The organism is Thioclava sp. F28-4, assembly GCF_002020045.1.
Taxonomy (GTDB): domain Bacteria; phylum Pseudomonadota; class Alphaproteobacteria; order Rhodobacterales; family Rhodobacteraceae; genus Thioclava; species Thioclava sediminum.
In genome coordinates this window covers 430,064-442,037 of record NZ_MPZQ01000003.1, presented here as the reverse complement: position 1 = coordinate 442,037, position 11,974 = coordinate 430,064, and the positions used below count along the sequence as shown (strand labels likewise).

Annotated in this window: 9 protein-coding genes; 4 read left to right on the top strand and 5 right to left on the bottom strand. The window is 64.3% G+C overall.

Annotation, left to right across the window (positions count from 1 at the left end):
- Nucleotides 1-28 precede the first annotated feature (28 nt).
- Nucleotides 29-727, top strand: a complete 699-nt coding sequence (locus BMI87_RS09695) for a DUF1236 domain-containing protein (protein WP_078520966.1) — start codon at nucleotides 29-31, stop codon at nucleotides 725-727.
- 192 nt (nucleotides 728-919) lie between these two features.
- On the opposite strand, the gene BMI87_RS22060 is transcribed toward BMI87_RS09695, so the two are convergent.
- The 3 genes from BMI87_RS22060 to BMI87_RS09680 all read right to left on the bottom strand — a co-directional run bounded on the left by BMI87_RS22060 (nucleotide 920) and on the right by BMI87_RS09680 (nucleotide 3,927).
- Entirely contained in the window at nucleotides 920-2,605 is a 1,686-nt protein-coding gene (locus BMI87_RS22060) for a methyl-accepting chemotaxis protein (protein ID WP_168175188.1), read from the bottom strand.
- A gap of 70 nt (nucleotides 2,606-2,675) precedes the next feature.
- Complete coding sequence (locus tag BMI87_RS09685) at nucleotides 2,676-2,972, bottom strand: hypothetical protein (protein WP_078520964.1); 297 nt, start codon at nucleotides 2,970-2,972, stop codon at nucleotides 2,676-2,678.
- 184 nt (nucleotides 2,973-3,156) lie between these two features.
- The gene (locus tag BMI87_RS09680) at nucleotides 3,157-3,927 is read right to left on the bottom strand and encodes a DsbA family protein (RefSeq protein WP_078520963.1); all 771 of its coding nucleotides are present in this window, start codon (nucleotides 3,925-3,927) and stop codon (nucleotides 3,157-3,159) included.
- A gap of 204 nt (nucleotides 3,928-4,131) precedes the next feature.
- Between BMI87_RS09680 and BMI87_RS09675 the strand changes: the two genes are divergently transcribed.
- The 3 genes from BMI87_RS09675 (at nucleotide 4,132) to BMI87_RS09665 (ending at nucleotide 9,421) form a co-directional block, all read left to right on the top strand.
- Nucleotides 4,132-5,271, top strand: a complete 1,140-nt coding sequence (locus BMI87_RS09675) for a pyridoxal phosphate-dependent aminotransferase (RefSeq protein ID WP_078520962.1) — start codon at nucleotides 4,132-4,134, stop codon at nucleotides 5,269-5,271.
- A gap of 200 nt (nucleotides 5,272-5,471) precedes the next feature.
- On the top strand, nucleotides 5,472-6,686 hold the full coding sequence (locus tag BMI87_RS09670) for an N-acetylmuramoyl-L-alanine amidase (protein ID WP_246832678.1): 1,215 nt from the start codon (nucleotides 5,472-5,474) through the stop codon (nucleotides 6,684-6,686).
- Nucleotides 6,687-6,853: 167 nt separating this feature from the next.
- Entirely contained in the window at nucleotides 6,854-9,421 is a 2,568-nt protein-coding gene (locus tag BMI87_RS09665) for a penicillin-binding protein 1A (protein WP_078520961.1), read from the top strand.
- A 124-nt stretch (nucleotides 9,422-9,545) separates the two neighbouring features.
- Here BMI87_RS09665 and BMI87_RS09660 read toward each other — a convergent pair whose 3' ends face one another.
- Nucleotides 9,546-11,045: a replicative DNA helicase gene (locus tag BMI87_RS09660; protein ID WP_078520960.1), complete on the bottom strand. Its 1,500-nt coding sequence runs from the start codon at nucleotides 11,043-11,045 to the stop codon at nucleotides 9,546-9,548.
- A gap of 235 nt (nucleotides 11,046-11,280) precedes the next feature.
- Entirely contained in the window at nucleotides 11,281-11,958 is a 678-nt protein-coding gene (locus BMI87_RS09655) for an orotate phosphoribosyltransferase (RefSeq protein ID WP_078521053.1), read from the bottom strand.
- Nucleotides 11,959-11,974: the final 16 nt, after the last annotated feature.

The window sequence follows — 11,974 nt, the reverse complement described above, 5'->3', positions numbered from 1 at the left end:
GGTCAGGGTAATAAAGGAGGTAATTCCAATGACCCGCAAGTTCGCAACTATCCTCGCTGCTGCCGCCAGCACCACGATGATCGCCGGTACCGCTTTTGCCGAAACCAGCCCGCCGCTGATGGCCACCGCCCAAGGTGAGTTCGATATCCACGCCGGGATCGAGGCCTCGTCGAAAACGATCGCGACGGTCTCTGACGGCACCATCGTTCCGGTGGAAGGCTGTCTGCCTGATGGCACGATCTGTCAGGTGACTTTCGATGGTATGAATGGTTATGCGCCCGCAGGTCAGCTGGGTGTGATGGTTGACGGCCAGATGGCGCTTTTGTCGACCGGCCCGCAATCGGTGACCGTGAACCAGATTCAGGTCCCGGGCGACAACGCTAACAAGGATGGCCAGGGTGCCGCGGCGCTGACCGGTGCGGCTGCCGGTGGCGCAGCCGGTGCGGCCGTGGGTGGTCCCGTGGGCGCCGTGGTCGGCGCGCTGATCGGCTCGGCCGGTGTGGGCGCTGCGGCCAAGCCCGAGCCGACCACGATCACTTGGGTCGAGAAGCACCCCGTCGCGCCGGTCTATCTCGACGGGGAAGTCGAGACCGGCAAGGTCATTCCGGACATGGTGACGCTGACGCCGGTGCCGGACAGCACCTATGCCTATGGCAACATCAACGACAACACGGTCTTCGTGAACCCTGATAGCCGTGCGATCGTCTACGTCGTGCCCGCCTCGTAAGGCTCGATGATAGAGACCATAAAGAAAGCCGGCGCCTCACCGCGCCGGCTTTTTTTCATCGCGGTAGGCATTTTGCACGCAGTCCTATCCGGTTCGCGGCCCAACGCGATCGGCTTGCCGCGTCGCGGGCCTCGGCGAGCGGCATGGTCCTCGCCGCGGTCGAGCGCTCCGGCTATTGAGCCGGGCCAATCGTCAACTCGCTCGCGGAAGCGCGTCTCGGTCCTCCATCACAGCGGGGGAGGTCGAGAATTGCGTCACGGCTTCGCGCAGCGCCTCGGCGAGGTCATCGAGCATTTTGCTTGCAGCGGTGGTTTCTTCGAACATCGCGACATTCTGGCGGGTGGCGTGGTCGAGCTGTTCGACCGAGCCGTTGATCGCTGCTAGTGTGCGGGACTGCTCCTCGGAGGAGCGGGCCATCTGGGCGACGCGCTGTGAAATCTCTTCGACCGATTTAACGATGCCTTCGAGAGAGGCGACGGTCTTGCTGACCAGTTCGACGCCAGTGCTGACCTGTTGGCCCGAGGCTTCGATCAGTGCGGTGATCTCTTTTGCGGAGGCGGAGGAGCGCTGCGCGAGGTCGCGCACTTCAGAGGCGACGACGGCGAAGCCGCGACCGGCCTCACCTGCGCGGGCGGCTTCCACACCGGCGTTGAGCGCAAGGAGGTTGGTCTGGAAGGCGATATCGTCGATCACCGAGGTGATGCGCTCGATCTGTTTCGAACTGGTTTCGATTTCGTTCATCGCGCGGATCGACTCGCTGACCACCGCAGCGCTTTCCTTGGCGACGGTTTCCGCATTGCTGGCCGCACTCGCAGCTTCGGCTGCCATTTTCGCGCCCGATTGCACCGAGGAGGTCAATTCGTTGAGCGAGGCGGCTGCGTCGGCAAGGGTGCCCGATTGCTTCTCAGCCCGGGTGGAGAGCGCGGCCGAGGCGGCGCTGATCTCGCCGATCTGTTGGCGGATGTCGACGCTGTGGCCGGTAACGAGGGCGATGGCGCCTTCGAGTTGTTCGATCGCCGTGTTGAAATTGACGGCAAGCCGAGCGTAATCCGCATCCACCTCACCGAGCCGGGCCTTGAGGTCCTTGCGCGAGAGCTGTTGCAGTGCGATTTCGAGCGCCTCGACGACGCGAGTCTGGCGCGCTGTGGTTTCGGCGCGTTCCTGGGCGAGATCCTCTTCGGCCAGGCGAGCGAGGCGGGTCGCTTCTTCGACCTCGCGCGCGTTGCGTTCCGCATCGATGCGCAGCGCCTCTGCCTTGTGGGCGGCCTCGCTGGCGGCGTCCTGCATCTGCTGGGCGCGCGTGGTCTCTCCCTCCGCTTGGCGACGGGCTTCGTCGGCTTGGGCGGTGGCGTCGATCGCCTCTGCCATACGCTCTTCCATCGAGCTTTCCATGCGGCGGCGGTTGAGAACGGCATAGACGAGCACCGCCGTTTCGATCGCGACGGTCGCGCCGTGGAAAAGCGACCGCGAGACATTTTCCCAGATATCCGCGCTGGGATAGATCAGGCTGGGCATCAGGACGGAGAGCGCGAGGTGGTGCACCACGATGGTCGCTGCGGCGAAGAAGATCGCGCGGTTGTCGACCATCACGATCAGCACGGCCATCAGCGCGAAAAACGAAAGGTGCGCATCGATTTGCCACGGATGCCCGGAGAGTGCGGCGGTGAGGGCCACGGCCTGGCCGATCACCCCTTGCGCGAGGATGGTGTTGCCGCGCCGCCGATCGCGCATCCGCCACCCGAGCAGAGCGGCAGAGGCGAAGACCCAGGCGGTCACGCTGGCCACGAGGGAGGCCGTGCCCACCAGATAGGCGGTTGCCGTGACGATGGCGGCCATGGCGACTGTCCCGAAGGCCAGCAATTTCCGCACCTGGCGCATATGCGCGTCTTTTTGTGGCGCTTGCACAGTGGTCGGCCCAGCGGTGTTCCCGTCAATCATCAGAGGTCCCTCAAATCTCGGCCGCCCCGCAGAGCCAGGCCATTTTCTTGGCGTCGAGAACGACCCATGCGCCCGCCGCCCGCAGCCGGGCGAGCGTGCCCGGCGCATCCGCTGCCGCGAATTCCCCCAACGGAGCGCGCACCGGTCCCACGGGATGCGCCCCTGCGGCGGTGATCACCTGATCGGCGGCGCGCCAGGGCGGAACCACGACGAGGTAAAGCCCCGGTCGGTCCTCTGGCAGCATGCCGAGGGCGGCGATCGGCGCGCAGAGCACCGAGAGGGTCATAAGCAGCAATTCGAGTCGCATCACAGTCCTTTTCGAGGGCAGGCTACGCCCGATCCATTAACGGCCCCCTAAGATGTGAAAACTTCGGACTCTCACGGTAAACGACATGAAAACGCCGCCCGGATCGCGATGGACCCGGACGGCGCTTGCTATCTTAAAAATCTCAATCCTAAGAAGGCCTTGTGCGGCGTTCTTCAGATGCGGATCACTCGGCGTTGCGCTCTTCTGCGACCATTTTCGCCATTGCCGCTTCCGGCGCATAGCCGCGCAGCAGCTGCCCGCCGATCACGAAGGCCGGGGTGCCCGAAATCGCCATGCGCTGTGCCAGTTGGTAGTTCTGGCGCAGCACCTCGGTCACCTTTTCGTCGTTCATCTGCTTGAGGATCGGAGCGGGATCTAGGCCCTGATCCTTGGCGATCTGGCTCAGGCTCTCGACGGTGAGATTGCCGCGCGCTTTCATCAGGGTGTCGTGCATCTTCGCATAGGCGTCGTCGCCGTCGATCTGCTTCGTCGCGACCGCGAAGCGCGCCGCCAGTTCCGACTGCTGGCCGAGGATCGGGAACTCCTTGACGATGAAGCGGATATTGCCGTCCTTCGAGATCAGGTCCGAGACCTCGTCATAGGCTTTTTTGCAGTAGGTGCATTTGTAATCCATGAACTCGACGACGGTGATGTCGCCATCGGGATTGCCGCCGACCCAGCTGTAACCGTCCTCGAAGATATCCTTCGCATTAGTCTTGATCAGCTGCTTGTCATTATCGGCCTGCTGCGCCTGCTGCTTGGCTTCCAGCTCGTTGATCGCCTCGACCAGAACCTGCGGATTGGCCATCAGATACTCGCGCACGGCGTCGCCGAATGCGGATTTCTGGCTGTCGGTCATGTTGGCGAAGTCGAAATCCTGCGCGGCTGCCGGGGTGAGCGGGGCGGCCGTGGCGAGCGCGGCGAAGGCGGTCGCGGCCAGAAGCGTGCGGAGCATGGGCGTATCCTTTGGATCGGGTCCTGTTGGTTCGCAAGCAACCTGACCGCTCGGGCGCGCGGGATCAAGAGGGCGTTAGCGCGCAGGGCGCGGCTTCATCGCGAGGCGCGCGCCGACAGATGCGTGCAGTGACGCCGCATTGACGCTCGGGCGGCTTCGGCCTAACCCCTTGGGCGAAATCTCAAGCGGCAAGGAGTTGGCAGGATGCGGCAGTCGAAACGCGGGCAGGTGGAACCGTTCATCGCGATGGATGTGCTGCGCATGGCGGCAGAGGCGGAGGCTGCGGGCCGCGACATCGTGCATATGGAAGTGGGCCAGCCGGGCACCTCCGCGCCGAAAGCCGCCAAGCGCCGTCTGGCCGAGGCGCTCGAGAGCCAGCCGATGGGCTACACGGTGGCGCTGGGGCTGCCCTATCTGCGCGAGGGGATCGCAAAGCTCTACAAGCGCTGGTACGACATCGATCTGGATCCCGCGCGCGTGGTCATCACGTCGGGCTCTTCCGGGGCGTTCCAGCTGGCCTTCACGGCGCTGTTCGATGCGGGCGACAAGGTGGGGCTGGGCGAGCCGGGCTATCCGAGCTACCGCCAGATCCTCAAGGCGCTCTCGATTGAGCCGGTGGGCATTCCGACTGAGGCGCAGAACCGCTACCAGCCGACGCCCGAGGAAATCCCGGACGATCTGGCCGGGCTGATCGTGGCCTCTCCGGGCAACCCGTCGGGCACGATGCTGGGCAAGCCGGAGCTGCAGGCGCTGATCGAGCATTGTCAGGCCCGCGACATCGCCTTCATCTCGGACGAGATCTATCACGGGCTGCAATATGAGGGCCGTGCGGTCTCGGCGCTGGAAATCAGCGACGATGTCTTCGTGATCAACTCCTTCTCGAAATACTTCTCGATGACGGGCTGGCGCGTGGGCTGGATGGTGGTGCCGGAAAGCCATCTGCGCACCGTGGAGCGTCTCGCTCAGCACATGTTCATCTGCGCCCCCCATGCGAGCCAGGTGGCGGCCTTGGGCGCGCTGGAGAGCCTCGACGAGATGGCCGAGAATGTCGCGCGCTATGGCGAAAGCCGGCAGATGCTGCTCGAAGAGCTGCCGAAGATGGGCTTCACCCGGATCGCGCCGCCCGATGGGGCGTTCTACCTCTATGCCGATGTCTCGGAACTGACCGAGGATAGCGCCGCTTTCGCCGCGGAAATCCTCGAGAGCGTCGGGGTGGCGGTCACGCCGGGGATGGATTTCGACCCCCATCGCGGCGCGCAGACGATCCGGTTTTCCTATGCGCAAAGCCCCGAGCGGGTCGCCGAGGGGATCAAGCGACTGCGGAGCTTCATGGAGAACCGCTGAGGTTTGCGATGAGGGGTGAGCCGGATCAAGCGGCCTTCCTGTGGAAGGACGTCCGGCGAACGCCCGTAGCGCAAGCGGAGGGCCAGACAGGCGCGGCTCGGGCTGGTCGCCCGCGCCAACGTGCCCATTCGCCCTTTGCTCCGCGCGACCCCGGCCGCTATAGTGCCCGCAAAACGAAAGCGCATAAAAACGGGGCGCGTATGATCGGGCGGTTCATTCTTCTTCTCGCGATGTCTCTCGCGCTGGCTCTGCCTGCGCGGGCGCAGGACCTGTCGGCCTTGGCGCAATATGCGCCCGACCGCAGCCAGATCGCGCAAAACGGCGATAAGGTCGCGATCACGCTCGGGATCAGTCAGCCCGTGCCGTATCGCGCCTTTCTGCTGGCCGATCCCTACCGGCTCGTCATCGATTTCCGCGAGGTGAATTTCGGCGCTAACCCGCCGGAAACCCTGCTGAAAGGCAGCGATGCGATCAAAGGGCTGCGCTGGGGCAAGTTCCGGCCCGGCTGGTCGCGGATGGTGGCCGAACTGGCCCATCCGATGCGCCTCGTCACCTCGGAGGAACGCACCAAGGGCGACCCCGAGATCGCGCTCACGCTGGCGCAGGTGCCTGCCGCCAAGTTCAGCCCGCGCAAGGGGGCTGCCGATTCCGCGCTGTGGGATCTGCCGCAACCCGCGCCGACCGTCGCGCCGCATCGCCGTCAGGACGGGACGCGACCGCTGAAAGTGGTGCTTGATCCCGGCCATGGCGGCATCGATCCGGGGGCGGAGGATGGCGGCGCGCATGAGGCCGATATCGTGCTGGGTTTCGCCCGCCAACTGCGTGACGCGATGCGCCGGGCAGGGATGCAGGTGGTGATGACCCGAGATCAGGACGTGTTCGTGCCGCTCGAAACCCGCGTGACGGTGGCGCGGGCGTCGGGCGCGGATCTCTTCATCTCGCTCCATGCCGATTCCATCGCTGAGGGGAAGGCGACCGGCTCCACCATCTATCGGCTCGCGGATCACGCCGAAACCGAGGCGACCCGCAAGCTCGTGCAGCGCCACGACCGCGACGATATCCTCGCGGGCGTCGATCTGAACGGGCAGGGCGATGCGATCACCCATATTCTCGTCGATCTGGCGCGGCGCGACACGCAGCCGCGCTCGGTCCGGCTTTCGCAGGTGCTGGCGGGCGCGATCAAGGGCGCGGGACTGCATATGCACAAACGCCCGGTGCAGGGCGCGAATTTCTCGGTGCTGAAATCGCCCGATATCCCTTCGGTCCTCGTGGAGCTGGGCTTCCTGTCGTCGCCCGCCGATCGCGCGCGGCTCAAGGATCCCGATTGGCGCGCACGAATGGCCGAGGCGATCACGAAAGGCGTCGAGACATGGGCGCAGGGCGATGCGGCGGAAGCGAAGCTTTTGCGCCAGTAATCGCGGGTTGTTCCCGGTCTGACGCGCGGTCATCCGCCCATTGAGCGGGATTGTGACCACGCGGAGTCTTCTCGGAAGCGTGAGCGCACGTTACTTTGACCGTCACGAAGGCGCGATGTATAGGCTGGCGCGATGGGGTGATCTGCCCCGAGGCAAGGGGTGTATCTGTGATCCGTTTCATTCTCGGCTCGATCGGCGGCGTGTTTTCCTGGGTTGTGACCGGGCTGTTCTTTGCCGCGCTCACCATCGGGGCGATCTTCTGGATCTATTCGCGCGATCTGCCGAGCTACGACCAGCTTGCGCAATACCGCCCGAAGACCATTTCGCGCATCTATAACGGCGACGGCCGCCTGATCGACGAATTCGCCGAGCAGCGCCGCCTCTTCGTGCCGATCCGCGACATCCCCGACCGGGTGAAGGGCGCCTTCGTCTCGGCCGAGGACAAGAATTTCTACATCCACCCCGGTTTCGACCCGCGCGGGATCGCGGCGGCGATGTTCACCGCCGTGAAGTCGGGCGGGCGCGACGTGCGCGGGGCCTCGACGATCACCCAGCAGGTGACGAAGAACCTGCTTCTCTCTGCAGACCGCTCGGTGGAGCGCAAGATCAAGGAACTGATCCTGTCCTCGCGCATCGAACATGTGCTGAGCAAGGATCGTATTCTCGAACTCTATCTCAACGAGATCTATCTCGGCCAGAACTCCTACGGGGTCGCTGCTGCCGCGCAGACCTATTTCAACAAACCGCTCGCCGATCTGACGGTGGGCGAGGCCGCCTATCTCGCGGCACTGCCGAAGAAACCCGCCGATCTGCATCCCGTGCGCGACTACAAGACCGCGGTGGAGCGTCGCAACTACGTGCTCCGCCGGATGTATGAGGATGGCCGGATCGACAAGGCGACGATGGAGGCGGAGCAGAACAAGCCGCTGAAATCCGTGCAGAACGGCGATTACGCCCCGTTCCGCGCGCAGCTTCCGCCGCGCGACTATTTCACCGACGAAATTCGCCGTCAGCTGTCGAAGAGCTTCGGCGAAGAGGAATTCTTTGGCGGCGGCCTCACGATCCGCGCGACCGTGAACCCCGATCTGCAATCCCATGCGACGAAGGCGCTGCAACATGCGCTGGAGAAATACGACCGCGAGCAGGGCGTCTGGCGCGGCACCGGGGCGAAGATCGCCGAGGACAAGCTGAAGAACGAGGCCGACTGGCGCGCCGCGCTCTCCGATGTCTCGACCGCGAAAGCCCCGCGCGACATCGACGGCTGGCACCCGGCTGTGGTGCTGGGCTTCGAAGGCAGCTCGGCCCGCATCGGCATCGAAGGCATCGAGCAAGACAAAGACGGCCACTGGATCCCGCCCGAGGACGTGACCTGGGCGCGCAAACTGAAGGATGACGGCAAGCTCGGCCCGCGCGCGAAACAGGCGCAGGACCTGCTGGAGACTGGCGATGTCGTCGAGGTCCGCGCGATGACGAAGGATAGCGATGGCTCCTTCATCCGCTGGACGCTGCGCCAGGTGCCGAAGGTCGAAGGCGCCTTCATGGCGATGGACGTGAATACCGGCCGCGTGCTGGCGATGCAGGGCGGCTTCTCCTATCAGTCCTCGGTCTACAACCGCGCCACGCAGGCGATGCGTCAGCCGGGCTCGAACTTCAAACCCTTCGTCTATGCGGCGGCGCTGGATTCCGGCTTCTCGCCCGAGACGATCGTGGTCGACGCGCCGATCGAGATCAACACGCCCCAAGGCATGTGGCGTCCGAAGAACGCGTCGAACAAATATTACGGCCCGACGCCGATGCGCACCGGGCTCGAGCATTCGCGGAACCTGATGACGATCCGGATCGCGCAGGAAATCGGCATGGAGACGGTTGCGGCCTATGCCGAGAAATTCGGCGTCTACGACCATATGCGCCAGTTCCTCGCCAATGCGCTCGGCGCGCAGGAAACGACGATGTTCCGCCTGATCTCGGCCTATGCGATGTTCGCCAATGGCGGCGAGCGGGTTGAGCCGACGCTGGTCGACCGGGTGCAGGACCGCTATGGCCGCACGATCTACCGCCACGACCAGCGCAGCTGCGCCAATTGCGAGGATCCGAACCTGCCCGAGGGGCAGGGGCCGAAGATCGTCAGCCACCGCGACCAGATTATCGACCCGATCACCGCCTATCAGATGATCTCGCTGATGGAGGGCGTGGTGAAGCGCGGCTCCGGCTACGGCGTCGACCTGCCGGTTCCGATCGCGGGCAAGACCGGCACCACGAACGACGCAAAGGACGTGTGGTTCACCGGCTTCAGCTCGAACATCGTGGCCTCGTGCTACATGGGCTATGACAACCCGCGCTCGCTGGGCCGTCACGCCTATGGCGGCACGCTCTGTGTCCCGGTGTTCAACGAGTTCATGCGCGAGGCGATCAAGGAATTCGGCGGCTCGAAATTCAAAGTTCCGCCGGGCGGCACCTGGGCGAAGTTCAACCGCTATACCGGCGAGCGTCTCTCGGATTCCGCCACCGGCGAGTTCGTGCAGGCCGAATATCTGCGCCCCGGTCAGGACATGTCGGGCCTCGGCTCGCTGGTCGTCGATGGCGGCTTCGCGATGGGCTCGAACCTGCCGCTGTTTGCGCAGGGCGAACGCGACGATGCGGGCTCCACCACGGTCACCACCTCGACCGGCCAGCAGAAGGTCATTCCGAAGAAGAAGGCCGATTTCGGCTCGCTCTCGGCGGGTGGCCTCTACTGAGCGCGCCGCGCGTCACAACCGACAGACATTAAAAAAGGGGGGCGCTGGCCCCCCTTTTTCCGTTTCTGCTCGATTATACGTGCAAGAGCCCTCGCGGTGCGGGGGCCGCGCCCCCGATCCCCGCTCAGAACCCTTCGTTTCCGTCGCCCTGCCAGGGCTTGGCCAGATCCGAGAAGCGCGTGAACTGGCTCTCGAAAGCCAATTCCACCGTGCCGATCGGCCCGTGACGCTGTTTGCCCAGGATCACCTCGGCCTTGCCATGCACGCGCTCGGCCTTCTGCATCCACTCGGCGAATTTCGGATCGTCTTCCGGTGGCTTGAGACGCTCGTGATAATATTCGTCGCGATAGACGAACATAACCACGTCGGCATCCTGTTCGATCGAGCCGGATTCCCGAAGGTCGGAGAGCTGCGGGCGCTTGTCCTCGCGGCTTTCCACCGTCCGCGACAGCTGCGACAGCGCGACCACGGGGATGTTCAACTCCTTCGCGATGGCCTTCAGACCCATCGAGATTTCGCCGATCTCCTGCACGCGGTTATCGCCGCGACCCGAGCCGCGCAGCAGCTGCAGGTAGTCGACGATCACCACGTCGAGCCCATGCGTCCGCTTCAGGCGGCGACACCGCGCGGCGACCTGACCGATCGGCAGAGCGGGCGTGTCGTCAATGTACAGCGGGCATTTCTCCAGCGCCTTCGCGGCCTCGACGAAGCGGCGGAATTCGCTCTCCGTCATGTCGCCGCGGCGGATGCGCTCCGAGGGCACTTCCGAGGCTTCCGACAGGATACGCGCGGCCAGCTGTTCGGCGCTCATCTCGAGCGAAAAGAACCCGACGACGCCGCCTTCGATCGCGCCCTCGACCCCGTCATGGCGCATGCCCTTCTTGTAGGCCTTGCCGATATTGAAGGCGATGTTGGTCGCAAGCGAGGTTTTCCCCATCGAGGGACGCCCTGCGAGGATCAGCAAATCCGACGGGTGGAAGCCGCCGAGCTTCTTGTCGAGATCGACAAGCCCGGTCGAGACGCCCGCAAGCCCGCCATCGCGCTGATAGGCGGCATTGGCCGATTGCACGGCCTCGGTCACCGCCGACAGGAACGAGGTCCAGCCCTTCTGCGCCTGACCCTCTTCGGCGAGGTTGTAAAGCCGCTGCTCGGCGGAGGCGATCTGCTCCTTGGGATCGTCGTCGATCTGCGGCTTGCCCGCGCGAGACGAGATATCCTGACCCAGTTCGATTAGCCCGCGCCGTACCGCCATCTCGTAGATCATCAGCGCATAGTCGCGCGCCGCATAGGCCGAGATCGCCGCCCCCGCCAGACGCGCCAGATAGGCCGGGCCGCCCAGTTCCTGAAGGCCCGCATCGTCTTCGAGATAGGCTTTCAGCGTCACCGGCGAGGCGAGCGCGTTCTTCTGAATCTTCGCCGCCGCGACTTCGTAGATGCGCTGGTGCACCGGCTCGTAGAAATGCTCCGGTTTGATGACGGATGCGATCCGGTCGAAGATGTCGTTATTGGTGAGGATCGCGCCCAGAAGCTGCTGTTCCGCTTCGATATTATGGGGCAGTGCGGTGCCCTCTGCGGGCAAATTTCCGGGCTGTCCCTCATCGGGTCGTTGTGCCTGATCGTTCATGTACCTGCCTCGGTGTCCCCGTCCCTCTGCGCGGTCTTCTAGCCGCAGTCGGGGGAAAAGGGAATCTGGATAAGATTGGGGAAAACCCCGCTGTTTCAGCGGAGTTTTCGGAATTTATGGTGTTTGCTCGTAGGGAGCCTACCACATCTCGCGATTATTTTCGAAGCGCGAGATTCGGGGCCAAAACGCTCCCCAGAGCATCCACAGGATCATCCACAGGAATCTCCGGGCTGTTTCAGCCCTTGCGCGCGTCCTGCCACGGGCGCGGATCGCTCAGGAAGGCTTCGACCTCGTCGAGAGTCTCTTTCGAGAAGCTGCCCTGAGCGCGCGCCTCGGCCAGCACATCCCACCATGTGCACAGGTGATGCAGCTCGACGCCATGTTCGCGCAGTTTCGGCACGGTCTCGGGGAAGATGCCATAGTAGAAGATCACCGCCGTATGGCCGCAGGTCGCGCCGGTGTCGCGGATCGCATCGACGAAGCTGAGTTTCGAGCCGCCATCGGTGGTCAGATCCTCGACCAGCAGCACGCGCTGGCCTTCGGTCATCGCGCCTTCGATGCGGGCGTTGCGCCCGTAACCTTTGGGCTTTTTGCGCACATAGGTCATCGGCAGGGCCAGACGCTCGGCCACCATCGCGGCGAAGGGGATGCCCGCCGTCTCGCCGCCCGCGATATTGTCGAAGGCCTCGAAACCGGCCTCGCGCATCACCGTCACGGCGAGGAAATCCATCAGGGTCGAGCGGATACGCGGGAAAGAGATCAGCTTGCGGCAATCGATATAGGTCGGCGAGGGCAGGCCGGAGGCGAGCGTGAAGGGCTCGTCGGCGTTGAAATGCACCGCTTCGATTTCCAGAAGCATCCGCGCGGTCAGGCGGGCGATTTCTTCTTTGCTGGGGAAGGAGCTGGGGATCATCATCTCGTCCTTATCA